Raw genomic sequence first — 26,974 nt, forward strand, 5'->3', positions numbered from 1 at the left:
TGCCGCGCAACCGGTTTCACTCGTCGGGGAGTTTGGCCAGGGTCTTGGCGGCTTCCTTGCGGAACACCTCGTGTTCGTCGTCGAGATACCGCGCCACCGCATCACGCACCCCGGTGGCGCGCTGCTGAGCCAGGGCTCGCATCGCCTCAATCCTGTTGCGCTCGTTGCCAAGCTGCTCCACCGCCAACTGCTTGGCCTCGTCGTTCTTGATCTTGCCCAGCCAGCGCACCAATTCCCCCGGCGGCCACCAGCCGGGATCGCGAGCGTCGGTACCCGCCGGGCGGTGTCGGAGCAACTGTGCAACCCGGGGGAAGTCCTGCCGCTCCAACAGCGGGGTCAGCGCCCAGATCGCGACGTGAAATTCGGTGTCATCCAACGGAGGCGCGACGTCGAACTGATGAAACAGTATTTCGACGGCGTCGCGGTTGCCTTTGGCGTGCTTGGTGATCAGATTGCGCATCAGGCCCTCACGCATCACCTCCCGCGGTTCGCCCGGTGGAACACGCTCGTCGAGATGCCGCAGCCAATCGACCATGATCGGCACCACCTGCGGATAGTCGAACCGCGAATTCACCAACTCCCACACGGTGTCCCCGGGGATGCCGGCGGCGTCGAGATCGTGCTTCATGGCGCGGCGGTACTCCGGCCAGGTTTCGGGGTCGGGGCCGTACTTCATGACAGGTTGATGCCTTGGTCGATCACCACATCCAGGCCTTGATACTGCTGCTCCAGGGTCTGTTCGACCGCGCCGATATCGGTTCGGCCCTTGTCCACCACGATCACCATCTGGTAGCCGTTGTCGCGGGCCCATTCGGCCATATCCCGGAGTTGCTGGGTGGCCGTGAGGGTCTTGACGTTCTTGACCTCCCGCAACGTCTTGGTCTCGCGGTCGAGTTCGTCAGGAATCCGGTATTTCGGCCGCCCCGGTTTCGGGTTCTTGACCGGAATTCGCTGCTTACTCACCGTCGGGTCGATCCCGGCCCGCTGCTCGGCCCGGGAACCCTTACGGCGGTTGTCGTTGATCCGTTCCGTCGGTGTCGGGTTCACTCGGCGCGGCACCAGATCGAGCAGTGTCTTGGCGGCAGGCAACGCCGTCCCCATCGACAGCGACGCCGCGCCCAGATCCAGCATCGTGGTGCCGGCCGTGGTCCGCAGCGCGGTGTTGAGGTTGTTGATGGTGTTGACCGCCATGTTGGTGGCGGTCTTCATGACCCAACTGCGAAACGGCCACAGATACGGCTCGTCGAGCGTCTGCTTGAGCGCATTGAGTTCTGCCACCAGCAGCTTCATCCCGAACTTGGTGGTCTCCATCTTGTCGCCGTAGCCCTGGGCGGCCCGCGCCAGATCTCCGCACGCCCCCGCCACGTCGGTGTTGAGGATTCGGGCCTCGTTCATCCGGGCGGTCACAGCGCCGCTCTCGGCGGCCGCAACCCCGGTGATCAGCGCCTGTTCCTGCGGGCTGGCCTGATCGTCGACCGCGACCAGATCATGGCCGAACGTCGTCCACCCCGACGACGCCGACCACAGCCGGCTCGGGTGGCCGTTGGGCCAGCCGTCGGTGATCCGGCCTCGCACCAGATCCCAATGCGGCGGCTCGGGGTCGTCCCCGCCGGCGACCGAGCCCGCATCCGCGGCCGCACTCAAGAACGTGCCCGCGGTCTCACCGGCCGGGCTGACCGGCTCGCCGAACTCGTTGTGCCGGTTGAGTGTCGATGCCGCTTCGGTCTGATCGTGATTGATGCCGTTCTGGCGCAACAAGTTGCCCAGGTTGTGAAACACGTTGACGAGCCGGTAGGCCACCTGGACAACGTCGTCGGCCGCGGAATCGTAGCTGGCCGCCCACTGCGGACCGACCCCGTTGGCGCCGGCGGCATTGGCGGTGTCGACACCGGTGAGCTTTCCCAGCGCCGCCGCGGCGGTGTCGCTGTTCTGCTTGTAGACCACCGCGGTGTCGTAGAACAGCTCCGGATCGACATCGGTGCTCACGCCACACCCCCGCCCGACTTTCCGTCACCTCGATGACATGGCAGCCTAGCAACCGGAACCGCGATCGCGTGGGCGTCGACGGGAGGGGCCGCACCCGATGTCCTATGACCTGACCGTGTACGCGCCCGAAGGCATCGACGACGACAGGTTGGCCGCCCTGGTCGACTCGATCCCAGGTCTGTCGGTCGGTGACGGCGGCGAAGATCAGCTCACCGTGCTGCGCGGCAAACGCAAGAACTACTCGTTCAGCGTGTTCGGGCCCTACCGCATCGAACCCGAAGACCTCCCCGAGGACGTCGTTCCGCACGTACTGGACCCCACCAACAGCTGGCAGGTCAGCGTCGAGGGCAGCAGCCCCACCGAAATCGCGCCGGCACGCCGCTTCGCCAAAGCCCTGGCCCAAGCGACCTGCGGGGTGGCGGTCGACGAACAGACCGACGACATCCTCGGCGCGAGAAAGCCTCGCCGGATCACCCAGCCCACCACGGAATTGGTTCGCGTCCTCGACATCGACTGGTGGTCGCCCGCGTCGGCGCCGCCAGCGCCCACCGTGTGGCTGGAACTGGCAAAGCGGCTTCTGCCCGAGGCACTGCCGCGACGCTACGGCGGGTACGAACCGTTCCCCTACCGGCTGGATCGCGACGGCGAAGGACCGTTCATCGCCGAATACGGCTACATCCGGGGGCGCTACGAATCACCGAGTTTCGTTGCCAGCCCGCCCTGCCTCCGGGGCGGCCTCTTTTCCGAACCGCGGGGAGGCCTCGTTCCCGACCACTTCAGCGTGCTGGCGGCACCGCTGGACGATCCCCGGTGGCGCAACACCGTCCGGCGGTTCTTCGTCGAATACGCCCGCCGGCGCGGCAGCGTGCTCGCAGTCGGCGAAGTGTTGCGCAACCACAAATATGTGGGCCGAAAGTATGTGACTCCCGTGGAGACCAGCGACCGCAACGGCCTGCTGGGGACCGCCTCCGGGATTCTGGGACTGCCGGCGAACCCGATCTGGCTGACCTGGCTGGGCAACGACTACCTGCCCCTGGTCGGCGGGTACCTGCCGCCCGAGAACACCACGTACTACCCCGAGGGCGCCCTCTACGCCCCCACCGATGAACCCAGCGACCGCGGTCAACTCGCCGGTGTGCCCGACCCGATCCCCGCGGAACTGCGCGTGACCGCCGTCCCCTCCCCGTACGGCCCTCTTAATGCGCCCACGAACAGCCCGGCCGCGATCCGTCCGCCCCCACAGCGGTAGTCAGCCACCCCACATGGCGGTGTTGATCTGCGCGTTGTCGGTGTAGTTGCGGTGTGCGATATGGGCGTTGCGTTCCATGGTGCTCAGCAACTCGTTCATCTCGTCAGCCCAGCGCTGCCAACCGTGCACCCGGTCCAGGAATGCCTGGAAGGCGATGCCGTCCCAGTCCCGCTGCAAACCCTTCAACCCGTCGGCCACCCCGTCGAGCCGGTGCTTCATGACCCCGCAGAACTGGCGCATCGCGTGGGCCGTGTCGACGAGCTCCTCTTCACTGACCGTGCGCCGCACCACGATCAGAGCCCGCCGCTGCCGGGTGACGAACGGTTCACCTCATGAAACGCCTGTATCGCGGTCTGTTCCATGCGGGTGTAGGCAGAAGCGGCCGCGGACAGCGACTTTCCGATCCAGCTCAGATCCTCGATCATGTCGAGGCACTCATTGCTGATCTCGTCCCAGACGTCCAGATACGCCGGTGCGGCCGTGCCGCCGGTCCAGCTACTGGCCACGTTGTCCATTCGACTGCGCAAGCCGGCCAGCCGCTGACCGATCTCCTCGGCAGCGTCGGTGGCGTTCTCGGACTGAGCAGCCAGCGCTTCGACCTGTACCCGGATGATGTCTGCCATGTCTACCCGCTGCCGTTGACGATGCGTGGTGACAGGCTACCGTTGAGACCGATCTGACGAGGAGGTGATCAGCGCATGGCGAGCTGGCGCGACACCGTGACCGAACAGGCGCAGGCCGACCTTGACGGACTCACCGACGCCGCGGTCGAATTCGCCCTGGAGCGCATCAAGGCCGGCGGCGAATTCCTGCCCTTCGCACTGGCGGTGTCTGTCGAGGGCGAGCGCGCGGTGATCGCACCCAACTACCCGACGTCGGCCGACTTGACGGTCGTCCAACAACTGGCAGCGCACTGGCGAGCCGTGACCGCAGTCAAGGACAGCCTGCGGGCCGCCGCCGTCGCCTTGAACGTGACGTTGACCGAGCGTCGCCGCGACGGGATCGAGATCAGCGTCGAACACCGCGAAGGCGCGGCGATAGGACTGATCTTCCCGTATGCGATCGGCGCCGACGGCGCCGTGGAACTGGAGTCACCGTCGGCACATGCGATGAATCCGCGCCTCTGGGGGCCCTGACCCTCAGCACCCATCCGGTTCGGTCAGGGCCGCGGCGATCTGCTGTTCGAGCGCGTCGATATCCTCCTGCACCGAGGCGGCCGCGAAATCACTTGCCGCCCACATCGCCTCGTTGATCCGATCGGCCGCGTCATGGGCGCCGAGGTTCATGATCCGGTCATCGAGGAAACGCAGGTCGACGAGGCGGCGCTGCGCATTGACGCTCGCCTCAACCGTGCCCGCGGTGTCGGTGGCGACGAACAGGTACCTGCCCGACTGCTCGTTGGCGCGCTCCAGCAGGAACCGCACGGCGCGCAACTGCTGGACTACGCGGGCGACCTCGGGATCGGGCAGCACAGTAGGAACCTAACCCGGCACGGCCGCTCACACCGGGCGTTTGCGGCCCAGCCGCGTCGGGGTGACCGTGCCCGGCGCCAGCCGACGCGCCGAGACCAAAAACGCGGTGTGGCCACGCATCGCCTGCTCAGGTCGTACCGCGAGCCCGACCACATGCCAGCCGCGCTGCAACGTCTCCCACGCCCGCGGCTCGGTCCAGCACTGCTGCTCGCGCAGCGCCTCGACCACCTGGGAGAGCTGGGTGACGGTGGCGACGTAGATCACCAGCACCCCACCGGGAATCAGCACCCGCGACACGGTTTCGAGCACGTCCCACGGCGCCAGCATGTCCAGCACTGCCCGGTCGATCGATCCGGCCGGCATGTCGCAGTCGGCGACGTCGCCCATCACCAGTTCCCAGTTGTCGGGCAGGTGTCCGAGGAAGGTCTCGACGTTGCGGCGGGCGTGCTCGGCGTGGTCGTCGCGCAGTTCGTAGGAGATCACCCGTCCCCCGGGCCCGACAGCCCGCAGCAGTGACAGGGTCAGGGCCCCCGACCCGGCGCCGGCCTCCAGCACCCGCGCACCGGGGAAGATGTCGCCCTCGTGGATGATCTGCGCGGAATCCTTGGGGTAGATCACCTGCGCTCCGCGTGGCATCGACATCACGTAGTCGACCAGCAGTGGCCTCAGCACCAGGAACGGGTCGCCGTTGGCGGACTTGACCACGCTGCCGTCCGGCAGGCCGATCACCTCGTCGTGCGGGATGGCGCCGCGATGGGTGTGGAAGTCACCGCCGGGGACCAGCACGGTGGTGTAGCGGCGACCCTTGGCGTCGGTGAACTGGGCCCGGTCGCCCGCTTGGAAGTTCCCGGATTCGGACACAGCCGTTCACCCTACGCAGCGTGGTTGATGCGGGTTGTCGGAGCGTGCCCGTAGGGTTCCGGCTATGGGTAGGCCGGCCTTGTCCCCGTCGCGGGCGGCTGACTTCAAACAGTGCCCGCTGTTGTACCGGTTCCGGGCGATCGACCGGCTGCCCGAGGCGCCGTCGGCGGCGCAGTTGCGCGGCTCGGTGGTGCACGCCGCACTGGAGCGGCTCTACGCGCTGCCGGCGGCGCAGCGTGGCCCGGAGGCGGCCCGGAATCTGGTCACCCCGTCCTGGGAGCACCTGATCAGCACCGAGCCCGGCCTGGCCGACGGGCTGGACACCGAAAGGCTGCTGGCAGAGGCCCGCAAGCTGCTGACGGGCTACTACCGGCTGGAGGATCCGCGACGGTTCAACCCGCAGAGCTGCGAACAACGCGTCGAGGTCGAACTGGCCGACGGGACGCTGCTGCGGGGCTTCGTCGACCGCATCGACGTCGCAGCCTCCGGAAGGCTGCGGGTGGTCGACTACAAGACCGGCAGAGCTCCATCAGCGACTGGACGGCGGTCCGAAGCTGCCGAATCCAAGGCGCTGTTCCAGATGAAGTTCTATGCGTTGGCACTGCTGCGATCACGCGACGTGCTGCCCGCGCAGCTGCGGCTGATCTACCTGGCCGACGGTCAACTGCTGGACTACTCCCCCGACCACGCCGAGCTGCTGCGCTTCGAGAAGACCTTGATCGCGATCTGGCAGGCCATTCAAACTGCCGGTGCCACAGGTGATTTCCGGCCAAACCGGTCACGGTTGTGCGATTGGTGCGCGCACCGCGCGGTGTGTCCGACGTTCGGCGGGACCCCGCCGTCCTATCCCGGCTGGCCGGCGGACGGAGCTGCGTGAACGGCAGCTACTACCGTCGGGCCGCCGGCTCCGAGGACGTCTACGACTCCAGCGATCTGACCCGCAGTAACTGGGGCCCGCTGCAGCACGGTTCGCCCCCGCTGGCGCTGCTCACCAGGGAAATCGAGCGTCTGATCGCCGGATCGGGTCAGCGGATCGCCCGGCTGGGGCTCGACATCCTGGGCGCGATACCGGTGGCGCCGGTAAGGGTTGCAGCCCGGGTGCAGCGGCCGGGCCGGCGGATCTGCCTGCTGGAGGCCGAGATGTTCACCGGCGACGACGATCGTCCGGTGGCACGGCTGAGCGCATGGGCCTTGGCCACCGGTGACACCGCTGCCGTGGCCGCCGATCGGTACCCGCCCATGACGATCGGCCCGACGGTGCCGCCGCCGGTGTGGTTCGCCCGGGCCAGCGGATATGCCAGATCGGTGGTCTGGCGCATGCAGCAGGACTCATCCGACGGCGCAGCGGTGTCCTGGTTGAGTCCGCGCGTGCATCTGGTCGACACCGAGCAGACCACCGCGCTGCAGCGGTTGGCGATGGTGGTCGACTCGGCGAACGGAGTCGGCGCCGCGTTGGACGTGGATGAATACCTGTTCATGAACACCGACACCGTCGTACATCTTCACCGCCTGCCGGCCGGAGACGATTTCGGCCTGCGGGCCCGGGCCTCGATCGGGCCGGACGGGGTCGGCGTGACCACCGCGGAACTGTTCGACCGGACCGGGTTCATCGGCAGCTCAGCGCAGACACTGCTGGTGCAGCGACGCTGAGCGTCAGCTCACAGAACTGCGGTGAAAGCGGCGATCGCGATGCCACCCAGCACCGCGACACTGTCCTCCAGTAGCGCGATCGGCAAGTCGCGACCCTGGGATGAGGCCAGCCGGGTACGCGCCTGGTAGCCGCCCAGGGTGCCCAGTACCGCACCGATGGCACCCGCCCCGAGCGCCGACCAGGTGTAGCCCCACGCCGTGCCGATGACTGCCCCCGCAAACGCGCCCATGACAATTCGGGCGACGAACAACGGCGGTGCCGTGCGGCTCGGTGTCTTGGGGAGTTTGTCGTTGACCAGTTCGCCGACCGCCAGGACGGTGAGGATGGTCACCGTAACCGGATGACCCACCCAGGCGGCCCAGGTGCCATTCAGATTGATCCAGTGCAGGACGGCGGCCCACGCCACAACCGCGGGAGCTGTCAGGGACCGCAATCCGGCGACGATACCGATCAACAGAGCTAGCACCAGGACATAAACATGCGTCACGGCGATCCTCCTCGACAATGAACCCCGGCAGACATTAACACGGCGATACCGCGACTACCTGCACTTTCAGAATCGGCAGAACCTGATGTCCGAGGCCAGGATGGCCTTCGCCCCGATGGCGGCCAACTCGTCCATGATCGTGTTGACTTCGCGCCGCGGTACGAGCGCACGCACCGCCACCCAGTCCGGGTCGGCCAGTGGAGCGATGGTCGGTGACTCCAGGCCCGGGGTGATCGCGGCGGCCGCGTCGAGCACCGAGCGCGGACAGTCGTAGTCCAGCATCAGATACTGCTGGCCGAACACCACGCCCTGCACCCGGGCGGCCAGCTGGCCACGGGCAGCGGAGGTCTCCGTACTGCGGCCGTTCGACCGCACGCCCTCGATCAACACCGCCTCTGAATCGCACAGCGACTCACCGAAAGCCACCAGGTCGTGCTGGCGCAGCGTGCGCCCGGACCCCACCACGTCGGCGATCGCGTCGGCCACCCCGAGTTGGATCGAGATCTCCACCGCCCCGTCGAGACGGATGACAGTGGCCTCAATTCCCTTGGTGGCCAAATCCTTCCGAACCAGATTGGGGTAGGCGGTGGCGATCCGCTTGCCGGCCAGATCCGCGACGGCCCAGTCCCGGCCGACCGGGGCGGCGTAACGGAACTTCGACCACCCGAAGCCCAGCGCCAGCCGCTCGGCCACCGGGGCCCCGGATTCGGCCGCCAGGTCCCGGCCGGTGATGCCCAAGTCGAGTTGGCCCGACCCGACGTAGATGGCGATGTCCTTGGGCCGCAGGAAGAAGAACTCGACCTTGTTGGTCGGATCGAGGACCGTCAGGTCCTTGGCGTCGGCGCGGCTGCGGTAACCGGCCTCCGACAGCATCGCCGCGGCGGACTCACTGAGCGCCCCCTTGTTGGGGACCGCGACACGCAACATGTTCACAGCTTCCGGTACACGTCGGACAGCGTCAGTCCGCGCGAGATCATCAGCACCTGCGTCCAATACAGCAGCTGACTGATCTCACCGGCCAGCGCGTCGTCGGACTCGTGCTCAGCGGCCAGCCACACCTCGCCGGCCTCCTCCAGAATCTTCTTGCCGACGGTGTGCACCCCGGCGTCCAGTGCTGCAACGGTGGCGCTGCCGGCCGGTCGGGTGGCGGCGCGCTCACCGAGTTCGGCGAACAGCTCCTCGAAGGTCTTCACGAGCAGGGATTGTTTCATGCGCCATCACGAGCAGTCACGGCAGTTTCGCTCCGAGTCACCTGCCGGTGTATCTCGTGCAGGTCGGCCACCCCGAGACCGGCCAGAGACGCCACCTGACGACGCCGCGGCCCGGCCGGCACCGGTATCGCGTTCGGCACCACCAGCACCGCGCAGCCGGCCGCCTCGGCCGCGGCGGCGCCGGTCGGCGAGTCCTCCACGGCCAAACACCAGCGCGGATCCACCTCCAGCAGTTCGGCGGCACGCAGGTAGGGATCCGGTGCCGGCTTGCCCCTGCCCACCTCGTCACCGCAGACCACCGCCGAGAAGTAGTGCCGGCCGATGCTGCCCAGCGCCCGCTCGGCCAGCATCCGCGGGGTGTTGGTCACCAGGGCGATCGGCGTCGCGGCGGCGGCCAATTCGTCGAGCATCCCCCGGGCGCCGTCGCACCAGGGCAGGCCCGCGTCGAAGAGCTCGCCGGTGTAGGCGTGCAACCACTTCGCCGAGTCCGCCATCGCTGCCGGGTCGAGTTCCAGGCCCAGGTCGTCGTAGACGATCCGCATGGTGTTCTCGGCGCAGCCACCGACGGTGGCCGCCCGCACTTCCGGCCTCAGCACCCCGCCGAGCCGGTCATAGAGCGCGTCCATCGCGACATCCCACAGCTTCTCGGAGTCGACCAGGGTGCCGTCCATGTCGCACAGCACCGCGCGCAAGGCTCAGTCCTCCGGGTTGTAGCCGAGGTTGGCGCCGAGCCACCGCTCGGCTTCGGGCAGGGTCCAACCCTTGCGCTTCGCGTAGTCGGCGACCTGGTCCTGGGCCAACCGGCCGATCACGAAATACTGCGACTGCGGGTGCGAGAAGTACAGGCCGCTGACGGCGGCGCCGGGCCACATCGCCATCGAGTCGGTCAACTCGATGCGGGTCCGCTCTTGGACGTCCATCAACTTCCAGATCGTCGCCTTCTCGGTGTGCTCCGGGCAGGCCGGGTAGCCCGGGGCGGGGCGGATTCCCTGGTATTTCTCGGCGATGAGCGCCTCATTGTCCAGGGTCTCGTCCGCCTGGAATCCCCAGAACTCCTTGCGAACCCGCTGGTGCATCCGTTCGGCGAAGGCCTCCGCCAGCCGGTCGGCGACCGACTCCAGCAGGATCGCGCTGTAGTCGTCGAGGTCTTCCTTGAACTCCGCAATCTTCTCGCCGCTGCCGAGCCCCGCGGTGACGGCGAAGGCGCCGATGTAGTCGGCCAGACCGGTTTCTTTGGGGGCGATGAAGTCACCCAGCGACCGGTTGGGGATGCCGGCCCGGTGTGCGCCCTGCTGGCGCAGGTTGTGGAACATGGTCAGCACCTCGGTACGGGACTCGTCGGTGTAGACCTCGACGTCGTCACCGACCGCGTTCGCCGGGAAGAACCCGATCACCGCGTTGGCCGTCAGCCACTTCTGGCTGATCGCGTTGTCGAGCATCTCCTGAGCGTCCTCGTACAGCTTGCGGGCGGCCTCGCCCGAAGCCGGGTTGTTGAGGATGTCGGGAAAACGGCCCTTCATCTCCCAGGCGTTGAAGAACGGCTGCCAGTCGATGTACTCGCGCAACTCAGCGAGGTCGTAGTCAAGGAATTCTCGGACCCCGAGTCCCTGGACAGGCGCCGTCGGCGTGTAGTCGTCCCACTCGATGGGCGTCCGGTTCGCGCGAGCCTTCTCCAGCGGCACCATCGGCCGCTCGTTCTTCTGAGCGTGCCGTTCCCGAAGCGACGCGTAGTCGGCTGCGGTCTGCTCCAGCAGCGCCGGCCGCTGCTTGTCGTCGAGCAGCGCGGCAGCGACAGGAACGGAACGCGAGGCATCTTTGACCCAGATCACCGGACCGCTGCGCCGCGGCGCGATCTTCACTGCCGTGTGGGCGCTCGAGGTGGTCGCGCCGCCGATCAGCAGCGGGATCTCCAGACCTTCGCGTTCCATCTCGGCGGCGAAGCCGGCCATCTCCTCCAGCGACGGGGTGATCAGGCCGGAGAGGCCGACCATGTCGGCGTCGTACTCGTTGACCGCGGCCAAGATCTTGTCGGCGGGCACCATCACACCGAGGTCGATCACGGTGTAGTTGTTGCACTGCAGCACGACCCCGACGATGTTCTTGCCGATGTCGTGGACGTCGCCCTTCACGGTCGCCATCACGATCGTGCCGTTGGTGTGATCGCCCTCGCCGGGCTGCTTCTCCTCCTCGATATACGGCAGCAGGTAGGCCACGGCCTTCTTCATCACCCGGGCCGACTTGACCACCTGGGGCAGGAACATCTTTCCCGCACCGAAGAGATCGCCGACGACGTTCATGCCGTCCATCAGCGGGCCCTCGATCACCTCGATCGGCCGCCCGCCCGCAGCGGCGATCTCGGCCCGCAGCTCTTCGGTGTCGGGCTCGGCGTAGGCGTCGATACCCTTGACCAGGGCATGGGTGATCCGTTCCCGGACCGGAAGGTTGCGCCACTCGGCCGTCGCCGGGGCTGCATCTCCGGAGGCCCCGCCCGTGCTGCTGAACCGTTCCGCGATCTCCAGGAGCCGTTCGGCCGCATCCTCGCGACGGTTCAGCACGACGTCCTCGATGCGGTCCCGCAGTTCGGGGTCGATCGAGTCGTAGGGCACCAACGCACCGGCGTTGACGATGCCCATGTCCAGACCCGCCTTGATGGCGTGGAACAGGAACACCGCGTGGATCGCCTCGCGGACCGGGTTGTTGCCCCGGAACGAGAACGACACGTTCGAGATACCGCCGGAGATGTGCACCCCGGGAAGGTTCTCCTTGATCCAGGCGCAGGCCTCGATGAAGTCCATCCCGTAGGTCGCGTGCTCCTCGATGCCGGTCGCCAGCGCGAAGCAGTTCGGGTCGAAGATGATGTCCTCGGCCGGGAATCCGACCTCCTCGGTCAGGATCCGGTAGGCGCGCCCGCAGATCTCCTTGCGGCGCTCCAGGTTGTCGGCCTGCCCCTGCTCGTCGAAGGCCATCACGACGACGGCGGCGCCGTACTTGCGGCACAGCCGTGCCTCGCGGATGAACTTCTCCTCGCCCTCCTTCATGGAGATCGAGTTGACGATCGGTTTGCCCTGCACGTTCTTCAGGCCGGCCTCGATGACCTCGAACTTGGAGGAGTCGATCATCACCGGGATCCGGCTGATGTCCGGCTCGGCCGCGACCAGTTTGGTGAACCGGTCCATCGCGGCGACACCGTCGATCATGCCCTCGTCCATGTTGATGTCGATGACCTGCGAACCGACCTCGACCTGTTGTAGCGCGACCGACAGCGCGGTGTCGTAGTCCTCGGCCTTGATCAGGTTGCGGAACCGGGCCGAACCGGTGATGTTGGTGCGTTCACCGATGTTGACGAACAGCGAGTCGTCGGTGATGTTGAGCGGTTCCAGCCCCGACAGGCGGGTCGCGACCTCGATCTTCGGCACCTCGCGCGGCGATTTGCCCTCGACGACCCTGGCGATCTCGGCGATGTGCTCCGGCGCCGTGCCGCAGCACCCACCGACCAGGTTGACCAGACCGGCGTCGGCGAATTCGGCGATGTAGCCGGCCTGCCGCTCCGGGTCCTCGTCGTACTCGCCGAAGGCGTTGGGCAAGCCGGCGTTGGGGTAACAGGAGATGTAGGTGTCCGCGATTCGCGACATCTCGGCGATGTAGGGCCTCATCTCCGGCGCCCCCAGGGCGCAGTTGAGGCCCACCGCGATCGGCTTCGCGTGCCGGATCGAGTTCCAGAACGCCTCGGTGACCTGACCCGACAACGTGCGCCCGGAAGCATCGGTGATGGTGCCGGAGATGATGACCGGCCAGCGACGCCCGCGGTCCTCGAACAGCGTCTCGACGGCGAACACCGCTGCCTTGGCGTTCAGCGAATCGAAGATCGTCTCGATGAGGAGGATGTCGACACCACCGTCGACCAGGCCGTTGGCGGCTTCGAGGTAGGCGGCGACCAGCTGGTCGTAGGAGACGTTGCGGGCTCCGGGGTCGTTGACGTCCGGCGAGATCGACGCGGTCCGCGTCGTCGGCCCGAGCGTTCCGGCCACGTAGCGGGGTTTGTCCGGGGTGCTGAATTCATCGGCGGTCTTGCGGGCCAGCGCGGCGCCTACGTAGTTCAGCTCATAGGCCAACTCGTGCATGTCGTAGTCGGAGAGCGAGACCGCGGTCGAGTTGAACGTGTTGGTCTCCAGGATGTCCGCGCCCACCTCGAGGTACTCGCGATGGATCCCCTCGATCATCTGCGGCTGCGTCAGGTTGAGCAGGTCGTTGTTGCCCTGCAGTGCGGTCGGCCACTCGGTGAACCGATCACCGCGGTAGCCGGCCTCGTCCGGACGGTCCCGCTGGATCGCCGTGCCCATCGCGCCGTCGATCACCAGGATCCGCCGGCGCATCGTTGCGGTCAGCTCGTCGGTGCAGTCGGGCCGGATGTTGGGCGCGAAGGTTTCGGACCGCCCGATTTTCGATTCAGAGTCGTTCACGTGGATCCCTTCCATGACGGAAGGCGTCCTTAACTCTGCCGAGCGTGGCGGCCACCGCAAAGACCGGCGAACCGTTGCAACGCCTCTCGACGCTGAAAAGTCTACGTCGTCACAAAGCGTCGGAGCCAAACCCCCCAACGAACAAGCCGACTCAGCCCGTCGGTAGGGCCCATGATCTTTGCGCAGGCCTTACCCTGGCGGTGTGACCCGACCGGATGACGGCACTGCGCTTCCCGACCTGCACGACACCATCGTGGTGGCCGCGTTCGAGGGCTGGAACGACGCCGGCGACGCCGCCAGCGATGCGGTGCAGCACCTGAACGACATCTGGGAGGCCCGCCTGCTCGTCGACATCGACGACGAGGCGTACTACGACTACCAGGTGAATCGGCCGGTGATCCGCCAGCTCGACGGCGTGACCCGCGAGCTGGTGTGGCCGTCGATGCGTGTTTCGCACTGCCGGCCGCCGGGCAGCGACCGCGACATCGTGCTGATGCGCGGCGTGGAACCGAACATGCGGTGGCGGACGTTCTGCGCCGAACTGCTGGCGATCATCGAGCAACTCGACGTCGACACCGTGGTGATCCTGGGAGCGCTGCTGGCCGACACGCCGCACACCCGCCCGGTGCCGGTGTCGGGGGCGGCGTATTCGCCGGAGTCGGCCACCCGGTTCGGCCTGACCGAGACCCGCTACGAGGGCCCCACCGGGATCACCGGCGTGTTCCAGGACGCGTGCGTGGCCGCCGGGATTCCGGCCGTCACGTTCTGGGCGGCGGTACCGCACTACGTCTCGCAGCCGCCCAACCCCAAGGCGACGGTGGCGCTGCTGCGTCGTGTCGAGGACGCCCTGGACGTCGAGGTGCCACTGGGCGACCTGCCGGCCCAAGCGGAAGAGTGGGAGCTGGCGGTCACCGAGATGGCCAGCGAGGACGACGAGATCGCCGACTACGTGACGTCGCTGGAGGAACGCGGTGACGCCGAGGTCGACATGACCGAGGCGTTGAACAAGATCGACGGCGACGCACTGGCCGCCGAGTTCGAGCGCTACCTGCGGCGCCGACGGCGCTGAGGCGCTACTTTGCGCCTATTTTGCTTTCTACTTTTCTAAGGCCTCGTTGTAGGCGCTGGTGGAGCGGCCCAGCGCGGCGACTTCGGCGTCCATCTTCGGGACGATGGTGGCGGCTCCCTTGATAAACGGGCCTTCCACCGGCCGCAATGTCAGCACCGGCTTGAGCCAGCGGAACACCCCCACCCAGCGCGGGCAGTAGACCCGGCGCCGACGGCCCTCGATGCCCGCGACGAAGGCATCGACACACTTGTCGACCGAGGTGGTCTTGTTCAGCGGCCACGGCAGCTTGGCCAGCATCTCGCCGAAGGCCCCCAGATCGGCCTTGGTGTCGCGAACCAAGGGGGTGTCGATCCAGGCCATGTGCGCCGAGCCGACCTCCACGCCCTGGTAGGCCACTTCCTGACGCAACGCACTGGCGAAGTGCTCGACCCCGGCCTTGGCCACGTCGTAGGACGCCATCCCGGCCAGCGGACTGAACGCCGCCAGCGAGGACACCACCAGCACATAGCCGCGACGCTCGATGACCGACGGCAGAGCGGCGCGCACGGTATTGAACACCCCGACCACGTCGACGTCGATGACCCGCTTGAACGTCTCGGGGTCCACATTCAGCACCGACCCGTAGCTGGCGATACCGGCGTTGGCGACGACAGTGTCGATACCGCCGAAACGCTCTGCGGCCTGCGCGGCCACCGACTGCATCGCGGTCAGATCCCGCACATCGGCGACGGCTGTCAGGATCCGGTCACCGAGGTCACCGGCCAGCTTGCCGAGGGCGGCCTCATCCAGGTCGGTCACCACCAGCGAGGCGCCCTTGGCGTGCAGCCGGCGGGCCAGCTGCTCGCCGATACCGTGCGCGCCGCCGGTGATGAAGATGACTTGGGAGTGAATGGCAACCATGCGGCCAAACTACCCCCGGCGTCGGTGGTCTAGAGCGCCACGCCCAGCAGTGCGTCCACCGCAGTGGCCACCAGCCGCGGTGCGGCGGTGTCGTGACCGCCGTACTCCAGTGCATCCGTAGTCCAACCATCCAGTGCGGCAAGCGCTTTGACGGTGTCCAGATCATCGGCGAGGTAGCGGCGCACCCGCGCGACAACGTCGTCGGCAGCAGGACCGGCGGGCAGTGCGGTCGCTGCGCGCCAGCGGTCCAGTCGGACCCCGGCCTCGGCAAGAGTGGCGTCGACCCAGAACCGGTCGCTGCGGTAGTGCCCGGCCAGCAGGCCCAGTCGGATCGCTGCCGGCTCCACGCCGTCGGCGCGCAGCTTCGACACCAGCACCAGGTTCCCGCGGCTCTTGGACATCTTGTGCCCGTCCCAGCCGATCATCCCGGCGTGCACGTAGTGGCGGGCGAACCGGCGCTCCGCAGTGAGGGATTCGGCGTGTGCGGCGGAGAACTCGTGGTGCGGGAAGATCAGATCGGATCCGCCGCCCTGGATGTCGAGGCCGGTGCCGATGCGGCTCAGGGCGATCGCGGCGCACTCGACGTGCCAGCCGGGCCGTCCGGCGCCGAACGGCGCAGGCCAGCTGGGTTCACCCGGCCGGGCGGCGCGCCACAGCAGGGCGTCGAGCGGATCGGCCTTGCCGGCCCGGTCCGGATCGCCGCCGCGCTCGGCGAACAGTTCCAGCATGGTGGCACGGTCGAAACCGGACTCGTAGCCGAACTGGTCGGTGGCGTCGGCGCGGTAGTAGACGTCCGGGTGGTCGCCGTCGACGACGTAGGCCGATCCGGCGGCCAGCATCTTTTCCACCGCCTCCACTACGTCGTTGATGGCCTCGGTGGCCGCCACGTAGTGCTGCGGCGGCAGCACCCGCAGCGCGGCCATGTCCGTGGCGAACAACTCGACTTGACTGGACGCCAGGCTCCGCCAGTCCACACCGTCCCGGTCGGCACGCTCGAGCAGCGGGTCGTCGACGTCTGTGACGTTCTGCACGTAGTTCACCTGATGGCCGGCGTCGAGCCAGAGCCGGTGAATCAGGTCGAACACCAGATAGGTGGCGGCATGGCCGAGATGGGTGGCGTCGTAGGGAGTGATGCCGCAGACGTACATGGTGGCCGTCGGGCCCGGCGACACCGGGCGGATCTGCCGGTCGGCGGTGTCATACAGGCGCAGCGCCGGGCCGCGCCCGGGCAGGGCCGGAACGGCCGGCGCGGACCACGATTGCATGCCCCCGACTGTAAAGCCCGGCGGTTTAGCGAGGCTCGCCGGAGGCGAGGTGAAGCTGGAACCGCCGCATCAACACAGCCTCTAGAGCAATGTTCGCCGCACCGCGTCCAGCAGTGTCGGCGCCACATCCGGCCGGCACATCAGCAGGTCGGGAAGGTACGGGTCCGGCCGGTTGTAGCGCAGCGGTGACCCGTCGAGCCGGGTGGCGTGCAGACCGGCCGCCTGCACCACGCCCGCCGGGGCCGCCGAATCCCACTCCCACTGGCCGCCGGCGTGCAGGTAGGCGTCCACGTCACCGCGCACCACGGCCATGGCCTTGGCGCCGGCCGAGCCCATCAGCACCGGTTCGACCGGCACCACCTCGCGGAGGAAACGCACCACCGCCGGCATCCGGGAGGCGCTGACCGCAACCCGGATGGGGTTCGGGGTGCCGGTGTGCGTGTGACCCGAGGTGACCGTGTCGGTGCGAAACACCACGTTGCCGCGGGCCGGCAGCGACACCGCGGCGTCGGTGATGGCGCCCGATCCGTCGCCGTCCCGCTGCCACAACGCGATGTGCACCGCCCAGTCGTCGCGTCCCGGCGTGGTGAACTCGCGGGTGCCGTCGAGCGGGTCGACGATCCACACCCGGTCGCAGTGCAGCCGGGCCAGGTCGTCAGGCGACTCCTCGCTGAGCACGGCGTCGTCGGGGCGGGCGGTCTTGAGGGCGTCGAGGATCAAGCGGTTGGCCCGCCCGTCACCGGCGTCGCCGAGGTGCCACGGCTGGGCGAATCCCACCTCGTCGCGGACCGCCAGCAACAGCTTTCCGGCCTCGACGGCGAGTTCGGCGGCCAGCGCTGCGTCGGTCAACGTCACGTCTGGCAGTATCCCCGCCGCGATCAGAGCTGCTGCGCGCCGGGCTCCAACAGTCGCTTGGGGTGCATCCCGTCGACCTGGCCGATGAACGGCGGATGAATGCTGTAGCCCAGCATCCGGCGAATATCCTCGGAAACGACGCGCACCGTGTCCCGCGTCATGGAGAGGGTGAACGCCTCCTGCGGGCGCAGCCACGGCTCACAGTATTGAGCGGTCACCGCCAGTCGCGCCTGCTCCGATCGATTCGCGCCACCGCCGTGCCACAGGGTGCCGGGGAAGAATACGCAGGACCCGGCGCTCATCACCACCGGTTCGCGGTCGGCATCGGTGGGCTCACGGTCTCCCCACCGGTGACTGCCGACCAGAATGTCGGTGGCGCCGTTGTCGCCGGTGAAATCGTCAATGGCCCAGATCGTGGCCGCCCCCAACGCTTTTCGCGGCCTCGGCAGCGGATAGAAGCCGTCGTCGGTGTGCAGCATCTGGGCCTGCTCGCCCGGCTCGATGTTGATCACCTGCAGCATCGACAGCAGGTAGTTAGGCATGAACAGGCGGTCCAGCAGGGCCAGTACCCGGGGATGGTCCACGATGCGGTCGCAGGCGCGGGTCTTGTTGAGCACGCTGTAGACCCGTTGCGTCGCACGACCTTCGAACCCGTTGCGTCCGGTCCGGTCCAACAAAGGAGTGACGCTCGCACGAATCTCCGCCAGCTCGGCTGCGCTGAGCAGATCGGGCAGGATGACAGATCCGTCGCGCTCCAGCGCGGCCAGATCCGCGGCGACGACTTCCGGATCCACGCTTGCGCCGGCGCTCGCGCTGCGACGGTAGGTACCGGCCAGGTCCTTGTCCAACAAGTCGTGTCGGTCCTTCACCTCCACACCCACCGGAGCACCTCCATCCAAATAACATAACCGATTTCTGTTATTGTCGAATTGTGGCACGAGCTCCGGTCGGGCGTCAACAACTACTTGATGCGGCCCGCGACGAATTGATAGACGGCGGAGGGGCGTTGGAGCTCGGCGCGCTCACCCGCCGGGCCGGGCTCAGCACCGGCGCGCTGTATCACCACTTCGGCTCCAAGGCCGGCCTGCTCGCCGCCATCTACGACGGCTTCTACACCGGGCTGCGCACAGCGACCGCCGACGCGCATCTTCCGGATGCCGACTGGGGCAGTCGGGAACGCGAGCGCACGCGATGCTTCGTCGCCTACCACTTCCAGAGTCCGCTGGCGGGCGTACTGCTCGCCCGTATCGCGCTGGACCCCCAGCTCAGCGAGTTGGAGTCCGTCTACATCCAGAACATGAGCGACGACGCAGCCGCCAACATCCGCCACGGCCAGGACCTCGGTCAGCTGCCCACCGACATCGACCCCGACAGCGCCGGCGCCTACGTGATCGGCGGCCTGCGCCTCGGAGTCGCGCAACAGCTGCGGACCGCACCACGCCCCGACCCGGACCGCGTCGCCGAAAGGCTGTGGCGACTGACCGCCGGCACTCTCGGCATAGCCTGACGAAGACGGCTAAAACGCCGGCCAGGGTATCGGGCGATGACTGTTCGGGCCGGGCATCACCGGATGCTCCAGCAGGTCTTCGACGCGCCGCCGCAGGGCGCTGATCTCGGTGGACGTCAGGTGCGGTTGCAGCGCCCCGGCCAGCGGACCTTCCAGCGCCGCGGCCAGCTGCGACACCGCCGGCAACGTCTCGCCGTCGACAGGAGTGCCTGCCCAGCCCCACAGCACGGTGCGCAACTTGTCCTGGGTGTGCAGACTCACGCCGTGATCGACGCCGTAGACGTTGCCGTCGGTGCCGCACAGAATGTGACCGCCCTTGCGGTCGGCGTTGTTGATCACCATGTCGAAGACCGCCATGCGACGCAGCCGGGCGTCGTCGGCGTGCACCAGAACGACCGGGTCGCCGGCGTAGTCATAGGCCCGCAACACCGACAGATAGCCGGCCGGGATCTTGCCGACCGGCACCAGGTCGACCAGGTCCGGTCCCGACGGCGCCTCCTCGTCGCCGTCGCCGGGTTGATCCACCCACAGCTGCACCATTCCCGGACCTGCCGGGCCGTCACGAATAATGGTGTAGGGCACCAGATTCCAGCCCAGTTCGGCCGAGATCAGGTGCGCGACCAGCTCGCGACCGGCCAGCGTGCCGTCCGGGAAGTCCCAGAGCGGCTGCTCACCGGCGATCGGCTTGTACACGCAGTGGGTGCGATGCTCCCCCAGCGTCGCCTCGCACAGAAAGGTGGCGTTGCTCGCCGAGCGGATGCGGCCCAGGACCTCCAGCTCCCCGGAGCGCAACGCCTCCCGATCGTCAGACGTCGGAGTCATCGGGCTCATCGTCGGGCCCGAATGCGCCCCGCCGATAGCCGTTGGTGCGGACGCAGATGTGGCCGGCCGGATCCAGCGGCTCGTCGCACAGCGGGCACGGCGGGCGGCCCGCGGAGATGACCCGGTTGGATCGGGTGGCGAACTGCCGCGCCGACTCCGGCGTCAGGAACACCCGCACCGCGTCCGGGCCCTCATCGGTGTCGTCGAGAACCACCGACGCGTCGAATTCGGTCTCGCTGACCGCCAGCAGTTCGACCACCACGGTCTGCGCCTCGGAGTCCCAACCCAACCCCATGGTTCCGACCCGGAACTCGGCGTCCACCGGCGTCACCAGCGGGTTCAGGTCGTCGACCTCAGTGGGTTCGGGCGGTACCGGGGTGCCGAATCGGCGGTTGACCTCCAGCAACAGCGCGCCGATCCGCTCGGCGAGCACCGCCACCTGCTGCTTTTCCAGCACCACCGAGACCACCCGCTCGTCATGCACCGCTTGCAGGTAGAAGGTGCGATTCCCGGGCTGGCCGACGGTCCCGGCCACGAAGCGGTCGGGAGTGCGAAAAACGTGGATTGCTCGGGACATGGCATCTCCAAAATACCGGCAGTCGGCGATCACACCGGTATCCGTGTCGACTAGGTGGTGGATCCACCGACTACGGCGTCGCTTGACGAGCCGTCGGCGGGCGGCGAATTCTTGAGCGCGGCAGCCAGTGAGGCGCCGGTGTGGTTGAGATGGATGACGAACGGGCGCAACGGCGTGTAGCGGATCACGCTCGCCGAGGCCGTGTCGGCGGTGATCCGCTGGAAACCGTCCAGGTGGACGCCGAGTGCGTCGGCGAGGACGGCCTTGATGACGTCGCCGTGGGTACAGGCCAGCCACAGCACGTCGGCGCCGTGCTGCTCGGCCAGCTGCCGGTCGTGGTCGCGGACCGCGGCGACCGCTCGGGCCTGCACCTGTGCCAGCCCTTCGCCGTCGGGGAACACCGCGGCGCTGGGCTGGGCCTGCACCACCCGCCACAGCGGTTCGCCGGTCAGCTCGCTCATCTTGCGCCCGGTCCAGGCCCCGTAGTCGACTTCGGCGAGCCGGTCGTCGATGACCGGCTCCAGCCCCAGCGCGGCGGCCAGCGGTTCGAGGGTGCTGCGGCAGCGCAGCAGCGGTGAGCGCACCAGCGCCTTGATCGGCAGACCGGCGAGCCGGTGGACGACCTGTGCGGCCTGCTCGCGGCCCACGGCGTCGAGGTCGACGCCCGCGGAACGTCCGGCCAGGACGCCGGCGGTGTTCGCGCTGGAGCGGCCGTGCCGCAGCAGGATGACGGTCATGACTGGGCCGCCAGGACACCGGTGGCCAGCAGCACCAGGATCGTCACACCGGCGAGCACCCGGTAGCCGACGAACCAGTACATGCTGTGCGAAACCAGGAAACGCAGGAACCAGGCCACCGCCGCCCAGCCCACCCCGAAGGCGATCAGAGTGGCCACCAACAGTTGCGGGCCGCTGGCGCTCATCCCCGCACCGGCCGGGTGAAACGCGTCCGGCAGCGAGAACAGTCCGGAGGCGAACACCGCCGGGATGGCCAGCAGGAATCCGAAGCGGGCGGCCAACTCCCGGTCCAGGCCGGCAAACAGCCCGGCGCTGATGGTGGCGCCGGAGCGGGACACCCCGGGAACCAGCGCAAGCGTTTGCGCCGAGCCCACCAGGACGGCGTCGCGCCAGGTCAGCTGCTCGGCGTGGCGGGTCTGCCGGCCGAGGTATTCAGCCGCGGCGATCACCACCGAGAACACCACCAGCGCGGTGGCGACCACCCACAGATTGCGCACCCCGGACCGGATCTGGTCGGTGAACACCAGCCCCAGCACGCAGATCGGGATGGTGCCGATGATGACGTACCAACCCATCCGGTAATCGGTCTCGCGGTCGGGGGCCAGTTGCGTCTTGGTGAGCGCCGAGGCCACCCCGGACAGCCAGGCCGTAGCGATCCGCGCGATGTCCCTGGCGAAATAGACCAGTACCGCCACCTCGGTGCCGAGTTGGGTCACCGCGGTGAAGGAGGCCCCGGCGTCACCGCCGAAGAACAGCCGCGACAACAGCGCCAGGTGCCCTGAAGATGAGACCGGCAGAAATTCGGTGAGCCCCTGGACAATCGCCAGGACGACGACCTGCGGCCATGACATCCCAGCAGCCTCGAGTACCGACACGACGAAGACCGTACCGGGCGAAACTCAGCGGGTCAGATCGGCTACCACGTCACGAACGGCGGCGGCCAGGCTGCGCTCGTCGGCGACGTCGATGTCGAAGAGGTTTCGGCTCGCCGTGGCCACCACGTCCTCCTCGTGCGGGACCGGGCAGTCCAGCAGGGGCCGGTAGATGTCGACCACCAGCAGCTGCTGCTCGATGCGGAAGGAGAAGCTGCGGCCGTCACCGACCTCGCCGAACCCGCTCGCGAATGCGCCGGTCCAGATCTCCTCCACGAGGAATTCCGAACATGCCAGTTGCCAGTCTTCGGCCACAGTCATGGCGGGAAGGTTACACCTAAGCGAACTTATAGTTACCCCGGACATGCCGATGGGCGTCAACGCCTTACTTAGAATCGGTGTTCGCCCCCGAGTCGACCACCGACCGCGACGAGCTGGAAGAGCTGCCCGTGCCGAAGCACTCCCCCCGCAGGCCCCTGTCCGGCCTGTTGTTGTCGCTGCTGTTGCTGCTCACGGCATGCTCGTCCAACCCCGTCACCGCGCCGCCGCCGACGATCCCGCCGGCGCAGCCCGCCTTCTCACCCGCGGTGTCCGAGCGCCCGGCCGGTACGGTGCGGCCGCTGACCGGGCGGGCCACCGGCGCAGCGTTCGATGCCGCCACCGGGTTGCTGGTGGTGCTGAGCCCCGGACCCGACGCACAGGCGCCCGCGAGCGTCAACTTGGTCGGCGCGCCCGATCACGCCGTCCTGGCGATGCCGGGCCCGGCGACCGCGCTGACCGGCGACGGCCGGGGGGTGGCCTACCTGTCCGGCCACGGCGGCTACTTCACCCTCGACCTGACCACCCGCCACATCAGCAGGGTCGACGTCGACGATGCCGCCGGCGTCGACTTCACCGCGATCGCCCGGCGCAGCGACGGCACGATGGTGTTGGGCAGTGCGGACGGCGCGGTCCACACCCTGACCTCCGACGGCGCGCGGACGGCCGAACGGGCGAAGATCTTCGCCCGCGTCGATGAGATTGTGACGCAAGGCGATACCTCCGTCGTGCTGGACCGGGGTCAGACGTCGGTGACCACCATCGGCCCCGACGGCAAGCCGCAGTACGCGCTGCGCGCCGGCCAGGGCGCGACGACCCTGGCGGCTGATCCGCACGGACCGGTGTTGGCGGCGGACACCCGCGGTGGCCAGCTGCTGGTGTACGGCGTGGATCCGCTGATTCTGCGGCAGGCCTACCCGGTGCCGCAGTCCCCCTATGGGGTAGCCGGCGCGCGGGGGTTCGCGTGGGTGTCGCAGACCGCGACGAACACCGTGGTCGGCTACGATCTGAGCACCGGAATTCCCGTGGAGAAGGTTCGATACCCGACCGTGCAGCAGCCCAACACCTTGGCCTTCGACGACAAGTCGGACACCTTGTACGTGGTGTCCGGCGTCGGGGCGGGGGTCCAGATCATCGAGCATGCGGCGAGGCAACGTTGACCGCGCTGCGGCCACGCCGGCTGCCGGCGGGCTGGGAGGCCGAACTGTCCGATGAATACGAATGGATTCCACTGCGGCTGCCACCGGAGGTCACCCGCATAGGCGCCTCGACCCGGCTGTCGATCGAAGCCGAATATCGAGGTTGGGAGCTGACCCGGGTGCGGTTGTACACCGATGGGAGCAGGCGGGTGTTGTTGCGCCGCAAGAAGAGGCACTTGAACGCGGTTACGCCGAGCCGCTGCGTCGATCAGCCGGGGTTGTAGGCGGATGGGTTTCTACGGCGTGCTGCGCCGCGCGCTGTTCGCGATGCCGCCGGAACGCAGTCACACCCTGGCGTTCGTCACCCTGCGCGGTGCCACCGCCCTCTCGCCGGCACGGCGGATTCTGCAGCACCGGCTGGCGCCGCATGACCCGATACTGGCCAGCACGGTGTTCGGGGTGCAGTTTCCCGGGCCGCTCGGGCTGGCCGCCGGGTTCGACAAGGACGGCGTCGGGTTGAAAGCCTGGGGCGCATTGGGTTTCGGTTACGCCGAGGTGGGCACCGTTACCGCGGCGCCGCAGCCCGGCAACCCCGCCCCGCGGCTGTTCCGGCTACCCGACGACCGTGGCCTGCTCAACCGGATGGGGTTCAACAACCACGGGGCCGACGCGCTGGCCGCCAGGCTGGCCAGGCATCACGCCGACGTGCCGATCGGGGTCAACATCGGCAAGACCAAGGTCACCCCGGCCGAGGACGCAGTGCAGGACTACCGGGCCAGCGCCCGGCTGCTCGCGCCGCTGGCCGCCTATCTGGTGGTCAATGTCAGTTCGCCGAACACCCCGGGGCTGCGCGATCTGCAGGCAGTAGAACAGCTGCGGCCGATCCTGGCCGCGGTGCGCGCCGAGACCACCAGGCCGGTGCTGGTGAAGATCGCTCCGGATCTGGCCGACGATGACCTGGATGCCGTGGCCGACCTGTCGGTGGAACTGGGCCTGGCCGGGATCGTGGCCACCAACACCACGGTGTCCCGCGACGGGCTGGTCACCCCGGGGGTGGCAGAACTCGGGCCCGGCGGGATCTCCGGCCCGCCGGTGGCGCGCCGGGCTCTCGAAGTGCTGCGGCGGCTGTACGCCCGCGTCGGTGACCGGCTGGTCCTGATCAGCGTCGGCGGCATCGAAGACGCCGACGACGCCTGGGAGCGGATCACCGCCGGCGCGTCGCTGCTGCAGGGCTACACCGGGTTCATCTACGGCGGCGGTCTGTGGGCCCGCAACATCCACGACGGCCTGGCCGACCGGTTGCGTGCCGGCGGGTTCGCGTCGCTGGCCGAGGCGGTCGGCTCCGCCGCGCGCTAGCCCACCCCCGGGTCCGTTACTTCTGCTCGTAGGTGCCGACGATCACCGCACGCGCGATCGCGCGCATGAACAGGTTGAAGCCCAGAAAGGCCGGGCTGGCGTCCTCGGCCAGGTCCAGCTTCTCGGTGTCGACGGCGTGCACCGCGACGTAGTAGCGGTGCGCACCGTGACCGGCCGGCGGAGCGGCGCCCACGTAGCGGCGCATGCCGGCGTCGTTGACCAGGGTCAGCGCATCACCGGGAAGCAGACTGCCGTCGCCGACGCCCTCGGGCAGCTCGGTGCAGGTGGCCGGCAGGTTGGCCACCGCCCAGTGCCAGAATCCCGACGCGGTGGGCGCGTCCGGGTCATAGACGGTGACCGCGAAGCTGCGGGTCTCCTCCGGGAAGCCCGACCAGCTCAGCTGCGGGCTGGCGTCCTGCCCCCCGGCGCCCATGATTCCGCTGACCTGGGGGTTGGCCAGCGACTCGCCGTCGGTCAGCGACGACGAGGTCAGCGTGAAGGTCGGCAGCTCGGGTAGCGCGGCATAGGGATCGGGGGCGGAGCTCATGGGCAGTCCTCTCGTTTGATCAACAGTGTGTCAGGAAGTGTTGGAGTACCCGCGTTCCGAACGTCAATGCGTCCACCGGGACCCGCTCGTCGACCCCGTGGAACAGCGCGGAGAAGTCGAGGTCCGGCGGCAGCCGCAGCGGAGCGAAACCGAAGCAGCGAATACCCACCTGGGCGAACGCTTTTGCGTCCGTTCCCCCGGACAGCATGTAGGGAACGGTTCGGGCATCGGGGTCGCAGACCAGCAGCGCGGCGTTCATGGCCTCGACCAGATCGCCGTCGAAGGAGGTCTGCACCGGCGGCAGGTTGGTGATCCATTCCCGGGTCACGTCCGGGCCGATCAGTTCGTCGACCTCGGCTTCGAACGCCGCCTGACGCCCGGGCAGCACCCGGCAGTCCAGCACCGCCTCTGCGGTCGCGGGAATGACGTTGGCCTTGTAGCCGGCCTGCAGCATGGTCGGGGTGGCGGTGTCGCGCAGGGTGGCGTTGACGATCCGGGCGATCGGCCCCAGCTTCTCGATCATTCCTTCCAGGTCCGGCGAGTCGACGTCGATGGCGTGCCCGGTCTCCTCGGAGACCGCCGCCAAGAACTGCTCGACGGCCTCGGTGAGCACCAGCGGGAACCGGTGTTTGCCCAGCCGTGCCACCGCCTCGGTCAGGATGGTCACGGCGTTGGCGTCGTTGATCATCGACCCGTGCCCGGCGCGACCGTGGGCCCGCAACCGCATCCAGCACAACCCCTTTTCGGCGGTCTCGATCAGATAGAGCCGGCGCTCCCCGCCGTCGCGGCGCGGCACCGTCAGTGAGAAACCGCCGACCTCGCCGATCGCTTCGGTGACGCCGGCGAACAGGTCCGGCCGGTTCTCCACCAGCCAATGCGCCCCGTACTTTCCGCCGGCCTCCTCGTCGGCGACGAACGCGAACACCAGATCGCGCGGCGGGGTGATCCCGGCGCGGGCCAGGTGTCTGGCCACCGCGATCATCATGCCGACCATGTCCTTCATGTCGACCGCGCCGCGGCCCCAGACATAGCCGTCGGTGACCGCACCGGAGAACGGGTGCACACTCCACTCGCTCGCCTCGGCGGGCACCACGTCGAGGTGCCCGTGGATCAGCAGCGCCCCGCGTGACGGGTCGGAGCCCGCCAGCCGCGCGAACACGTTGCCGCGTCCCGGTGCGCCGGACTCGACGTACTCGGTCTGGAAGCCGGCTTCCTCGAGCTGCGCGGCCACCCATCGGGCGCACTCTGCTTCACCCTTGGTGGTGTCCGGCTCACCGGTGTTGGAGGTGTCAAACCGGATGAGAGTGCTGACGATCTCGACCACTTCATCGGCTGCATCGGGGTAGACCGTCACAGTTACCTTTCCTACCACTTCGTCGCATCGGCCTTCGGATGGTGCCGTGTGGGCTGGCTTGGGTCTGGCGCTGGGCATCCGTTAGCCTTAGCTGCCCGGGCTGATCCGGGTTGGTCCGAGTGGCGGAATGGCAGACGCGCTAGCTTGAGGTGCTAGTGCCCTATTAATGGGCGTGGGGGTTCAAGTCCCCCCTCGGACACACTTGTGATGAGTCGCGTCATAGGTGACATCTGAGTCGCGTCATCGGTTACAGATTGCCCTGGCTTTTGCCGGGGCTTT

The 26,974-nt window shown here is 68.2% G+C and carries 31 protein-coding genes and 1 tRNA gene; 10 read left to right on the forward strand and 22 right to left on the reverse strand.

Going from position 1 to position 26,974, the window contains the following annotated elements; translation table 11 throughout:
• Nucleotides 1-16 precede the first annotated feature (16 nt).
• Together ACZYY4_RS19850 and ACZYY4_RS19855 are read right to left on the reverse strand one after the other, a co-directional pair.
• A complete protein-coding gene (locus tag ACZYY4_RS19850; protein WP_463811757.1) occupies nucleotides 17-676 on the reverse strand; it encodes a HEAT repeat domain-containing protein in 660 nt (219 codons plus the stop codon).
• Nucleotides 673-1,986, reverse strand: a complete 1,314-nt coding sequence (locus ACZYY4_RS19855; RefSeq protein ID WP_463811758.1) for a putative toxin — start codon at nucleotides 1,984-1,986, stop codon at nucleotides 673-675. The genes ACZYY4_RS19850 and ACZYY4_RS19855 overlap by 4 nt, the downstream gene beginning before the upstream one ends.
• A 97-nt stretch (nucleotides 1,987-2,083) precedes the next feature.
• On the opposite strand from ACZYY4_RS19855, the gene ACZYY4_RS19860 reads away from it, so the two are divergent.
• Nucleotides 2,084-3,235: a hypothetical protein gene (locus ACZYY4_RS19860; RefSeq protein WP_463811759.1), complete on the forward strand. Its 1,152-nt coding sequence runs from the start codon at nucleotides 2,084-2,086 to the stop codon at nucleotides 3,233-3,235.
• Here the strand turns inward: ACZYY4_RS19860 and ACZYY4_RS19865 are convergent, their stop codons facing one another.
• Together ACZYY4_RS19865 and ACZYY4_RS19870 are read right to left on the reverse strand one after the other, a co-directional pair.
• The gene (locus ACZYY4_RS19865) at nucleotides 3,236-3,526 is read right to left on the reverse strand and encodes a WXG100 family type VII secretion target (RefSeq protein WP_463811760.1); all 291 of its coding nucleotides are present in this window, start codon (nucleotides 3,524-3,526) and stop codon (nucleotides 3,236-3,238) included.
• A gap of 2 nt (nucleotides 3,527-3,528) precedes the next feature.
• Nucleotides 3,529-3,858, reverse strand: a complete 330-nt coding sequence (locus ACZYY4_RS19870; RefSeq protein WP_463811761.1) for a WXG100 family type VII secretion target — start codon at nucleotides 3,856-3,858, stop codon at nucleotides 3,529-3,531.
• A 75-nt stretch (nucleotides 3,859-3,933) separates the two neighbouring features.
• Here ACZYY4_RS19870 and ACZYY4_RS19875 point away from each other — a divergent pair, with 75 nt between their 5' ends.
• On the forward strand, nucleotides 3,934-4,371 hold the full coding sequence (locus tag ACZYY4_RS19875; protein ID WP_463811762.1) for a hypothetical protein: 438 nt from the start codon (nucleotides 3,934-3,936) through the stop codon (nucleotides 4,369-4,371).
• 3 nt (nucleotides 4,372-4,374) lie between these two features.
• On the opposite strand, the gene ACZYY4_RS19880 is transcribed toward ACZYY4_RS19875, so the two are convergent.
• Both ACZYY4_RS19880 and ACZYY4_RS19885 read right to left on the reverse strand, forming a co-directional pair.
• Nucleotides 4,375-4,707 carry a hypothetical protein gene (locus tag ACZYY4_RS19880; RefSeq protein ID WP_463811763.1) on the reverse strand — a complete coding sequence of 111 codons (333 nt, stop codon included), beginning with the start codon at nucleotides 4,705-4,707 and terminating at the stop codon, nucleotides 4,375-4,377.
• A gap of 27 nt (nucleotides 4,708-4,734) precedes the next feature.
• Nucleotides 4,735-5,568 carry a tRNA (adenine-N1)-methyltransferase gene (locus ACZYY4_RS19885; protein WP_463811764.1) on the reverse strand — a complete coding sequence of 278 codons (834 nt, stop codon included), beginning with the start codon at nucleotides 5,566-5,568 and terminating at the stop codon, nucleotides 4,735-4,737.
• Between the two features lie 64 nt (nucleotides 5,569-5,632).
• Between ACZYY4_RS19885 and ACZYY4_RS19890 the strand changes: the two genes are divergently transcribed.
• Together ACZYY4_RS19890 and ACZYY4_RS19895 are read left to right on the forward strand one after the other, a co-directional pair.
• Entirely contained in the window at nucleotides 5,633-6,445 is an 813-nt protein-coding gene (locus ACZYY4_RS19890; RefSeq protein WP_463811765.1) for a RecB family exonuclease, read from the forward strand.
• Nucleotides 6,442-7,218 (forward strand): thioesterase family protein, encoded by a 777-nt coding sequence (locus ACZYY4_RS19895; protein ID WP_463811766.1) that lies wholly within the window; start codon nucleotides 6,442-6,444, stop codon nucleotides 7,216-7,218. The genes ACZYY4_RS19890 and ACZYY4_RS19895 overlap by 4 nt, the downstream gene beginning before the upstream one ends.
• 8 nt (nucleotides 7,219-7,226) lie before the next feature.
• Here the strand turns inward: ACZYY4_RS19895 and ACZYY4_RS19900 are convergent, their stop codons facing one another.
• The 5 genes from ACZYY4_RS19900 to metH all read right to left on the reverse strand — a co-directional run bounded on the left by ACZYY4_RS19900 (nucleotide 7,227) and on the right by metH (nucleotide 13,290).
• On the reverse strand, nucleotides 7,227-7,706 hold the full coding sequence (locus tag ACZYY4_RS19900; RefSeq protein ID WP_463811767.1) for a glycine zipper 2TM domain-containing protein: 480 nt from the start codon (nucleotides 7,704-7,706) through the stop codon (nucleotides 7,227-7,229).
• A 66-nt stretch (nucleotides 7,707-7,772) separates the two neighbouring features.
• Nucleotides 7,773-8,633 carry an ATP phosphoribosyltransferase gene (gene hisG, locus ACZYY4_RS19905; protein WP_463811768.1) on the reverse strand — a complete coding sequence of 287 codons (861 nt, stop codon included), beginning with the start codon at nucleotides 8,631-8,633 and terminating at the stop codon, nucleotides 7,773-7,775.
• 2 nt (nucleotides 8,634-8,635) lie between these two features.
• The gene (locus ACZYY4_RS19910) at nucleotides 8,636-8,917 is read right to left on the reverse strand and encodes a phosphoribosyl-ATP diphosphatase (protein ID WP_085130150.1); all 282 of its coding nucleotides are present in this window, start codon (nucleotides 8,915-8,917) and stop codon (nucleotides 8,636-8,638) included.
• On the reverse strand, nucleotides 8,914-9,609 hold the full coding sequence (locus ACZYY4_RS19915; RefSeq protein ID WP_463811769.1) for an HAD family hydrolase: 696 nt from the start codon (nucleotides 9,607-9,609) through the stop codon (nucleotides 8,914-8,916). The genes ACZYY4_RS19910 and ACZYY4_RS19915 overlap by 4 nt, the downstream gene beginning before the upstream one ends.
• A gap of 3 nt (nucleotides 9,610-9,612) precedes the next feature.
• Nucleotides 9,613-13,290 (reverse strand): methionine synthase, encoded by a 3,678-nt coding sequence (gene metH / locus ACZYY4_RS19920; RefSeq protein ID WP_463811791.1) that lies wholly within the window; start codon nucleotides 13,288-13,290, stop codon nucleotides 9,613-9,615.
• Between the two features lie 289 nt (nucleotides 13,291-13,579).
• On the opposite strand from metH, the gene ACZYY4_RS19925 reads away from it, so the two are divergent.
• Nucleotides 13,580-14,446: a PAC2 family protein gene (locus ACZYY4_RS19925; RefSeq protein ID WP_463811770.1), complete on the forward strand. Its 867-nt coding sequence runs from the start codon at nucleotides 13,580-13,582 to the stop codon at nucleotides 14,444-14,446.
• Between the two features lie 27 nt (nucleotides 14,447-14,473).
• Here the strand turns inward: ACZYY4_RS19925 and ACZYY4_RS19930 are convergent, their stop codons facing one another.
• The 4 genes from ACZYY4_RS19930 to ACZYY4_RS19945 form a co-directional block, all read right to left on the reverse strand.
• Nucleotides 14,474-15,346 carry an SDR family oxidoreductase gene (locus ACZYY4_RS19930; RefSeq protein ID WP_463811771.1) on the reverse strand — a complete coding sequence of 291 codons (873 nt, stop codon included), beginning with the start codon at nucleotides 15,344-15,346 and terminating at the stop codon, nucleotides 14,474-14,476.
• A 29-nt stretch (nucleotides 15,347-15,375) separates the two neighbouring features.
• Entirely contained in the window at nucleotides 15,376-16,611 is a 1,236-nt protein-coding gene (mshC, locus tag ACZYY4_RS19935) for a cysteine--1-D-myo-inosityl 2-amino-2-deoxy-alpha-D-glucopyranoside ligase (RefSeq protein WP_463811772.1), read from the reverse strand.
• An 81-nt stretch (nucleotides 16,612-16,692) separates the two neighbouring features.
• Nucleotides 16,693-17,466: a 3'(2'),5'-bisphosphate nucleotidase CysQ gene (locus ACZYY4_RS19940; RefSeq protein WP_463811773.1), complete on the reverse strand. Its 774-nt coding sequence runs from the start codon at nucleotides 17,464-17,466 to the stop codon at nucleotides 16,693-16,695.
• 23 nt (nucleotides 17,467-17,489) lie between these two features.
• Nucleotides 17,490-18,341 (reverse strand): phytanoyl-CoA dioxygenase family protein, encoded by an 852-nt coding sequence (locus ACZYY4_RS19945; protein ID WP_463811792.1) that lies wholly within the window; start codon nucleotides 18,339-18,341, stop codon nucleotides 17,490-17,492.
• Nucleotides 18,342-18,397: 56 nt separating this feature from the next.
• Between ACZYY4_RS19945 and ACZYY4_RS19950 the strand changes: the two genes are divergently transcribed.
• On the forward strand, nucleotides 18,398-18,973 hold the full coding sequence (locus ACZYY4_RS19950; protein WP_463811774.1) for a TetR/AcrR family transcriptional regulator: 576 nt from the start codon (nucleotides 18,398-18,400) through the stop codon (nucleotides 18,971-18,973).
• 9 nt (nucleotides 18,974-18,982) lie between these two features.
• On the opposite strand, the gene ACZYY4_RS19955 is transcribed toward ACZYY4_RS19950, so the two are convergent.
• Genes ACZYY4_RS19955 through ACZYY4_RS19975 form a run of 5 tightly spaced genes read right to left on the reverse strand, consistent with a single transcriptional unit; the run spans nucleotide 18,983 to nucleotide 22,302 of the window.
• A complete protein-coding gene (locus ACZYY4_RS19955; RefSeq protein ID WP_463811775.1) occupies nucleotides 18,983-19,795 on the reverse strand; it encodes an SCO1664 family protein in 813 nt (270 codons plus the stop codon).
• Nucleotides 19,779-20,372, reverse strand: coding sequence for a DUF3090 domain-containing protein (locus ACZYY4_RS19960; protein ID WP_463811777.1), 594 nt, complete (start codon nucleotides 20,370-20,372; stop codon nucleotides 19,779-19,781). Before ACZYY4_RS19960 ends, ACZYY4_RS19955 begins: the two co-directional genes overlap by 17 nt.
• Before the next feature lie 50 nt (nucleotides 20,373-20,422).
• Nucleotides 20,423-21,109, reverse strand: coding sequence for a histidine phosphatase family protein (locus ACZYY4_RS19965; RefSeq protein WP_463811778.1), 687 nt, complete (start codon nucleotides 21,107-21,109; stop codon nucleotides 20,423-20,425).
• Nucleotides 21,106-21,960, reverse strand: coding sequence for an undecaprenyl-diphosphate phosphatase (locus ACZYY4_RS19970; RefSeq protein ID WP_463811793.1), 855 nt, complete (start codon nucleotides 21,958-21,960; stop codon nucleotides 21,106-21,108). Before ACZYY4_RS19970 ends, ACZYY4_RS19965 begins: the two co-directional genes overlap by 4 nt.
• 48 nt (nucleotides 21,961-22,008) lie before the next feature.
• Complete coding sequence (locus tag ACZYY4_RS19975; protein WP_463811779.1) at nucleotides 22,009-22,302, reverse strand: hypothetical protein; 294 nt, start codon at nucleotides 22,300-22,302, stop codon at nucleotides 22,009-22,011.
• Nucleotides 22,303-22,430: 128 nt separating this feature from the next.
• On the opposite strand from ACZYY4_RS19975, the gene ACZYY4_RS19980 reads away from it, so the two are divergent.
• Genes ACZYY4_RS19980 through ACZYY4_RS19990 form a run of 3 tightly spaced genes read left to right on the forward strand, consistent with a single transcriptional unit; the run spans nucleotide 22,431 to nucleotide 24,794 of the window.
• Nucleotides 22,431-23,459, forward strand: a complete 1,029-nt coding sequence (locus ACZYY4_RS19980; protein WP_463811794.1) for a YncE family protein — start codon at nucleotides 22,431-22,433, stop codon at nucleotides 23,457-23,459.
• Complete coding sequence (locus ACZYY4_RS19985; protein ID WP_463811780.1) at nucleotides 23,456-23,722, forward strand: DUF5703 family protein; 267 nt, start codon at nucleotides 23,456-23,458, stop codon at nucleotides 23,720-23,722. The genes ACZYY4_RS19980 and ACZYY4_RS19985 overlap by 4 nt, the downstream gene beginning before the upstream one ends.
• A gap of 4 nt (nucleotides 23,723-23,726) precedes the next feature.
• Nucleotides 23,727-24,794, forward strand: a complete 1,068-nt coding sequence (locus tag ACZYY4_RS19990) for a quinone-dependent dihydroorotate dehydrogenase (RefSeq protein WP_463811781.1) — start codon at nucleotides 23,727-23,729, stop codon at nucleotides 24,792-24,794.
• A gap of 16 nt (nucleotides 24,795-24,810) precedes the next feature.
• Here the strand turns inward: ACZYY4_RS19990 and ACZYY4_RS19995 are convergent, their stop codons facing one another.
• The gene (locus tag ACZYY4_RS19995) at nucleotides 24,811-25,341 is read right to left on the reverse strand and encodes a YbhB/YbcL family Raf kinase inhibitor-like protein (protein WP_463811782.1); all 531 of its coding nucleotides are present in this window, start codon (nucleotides 25,339-25,341) and stop codon (nucleotides 24,811-24,813) included.
• Between the two features lie 19 nt (nucleotides 25,342-25,360).
• Nucleotides 25,361-26,713: a M20/M25/M40 family metallo-hydrolase gene (locus ACZYY4_RS20000; protein WP_463811783.1), complete on the reverse strand. Its 1,353-nt coding sequence runs from the start codon at nucleotides 26,711-26,713 to the stop codon at nucleotides 25,361-25,363.
• A 95-nt stretch (nucleotides 26,714-26,808) separates the two neighbouring features.
• Here ACZYY4_RS20000 and ACZYY4_RS20005 point away from each other — a divergent pair.
• Nucleotides 26,809-26,894: transfer RNA gene (locus tag ACZYY4_RS20005), tRNA-Leu, on the forward strand.
• Nucleotides 26,895-26,974: the final 80 nt, after the last annotated feature.

It is taken from the genome of Mycobacterium sp. IDUB_21 (assembly GCF_055419425.1).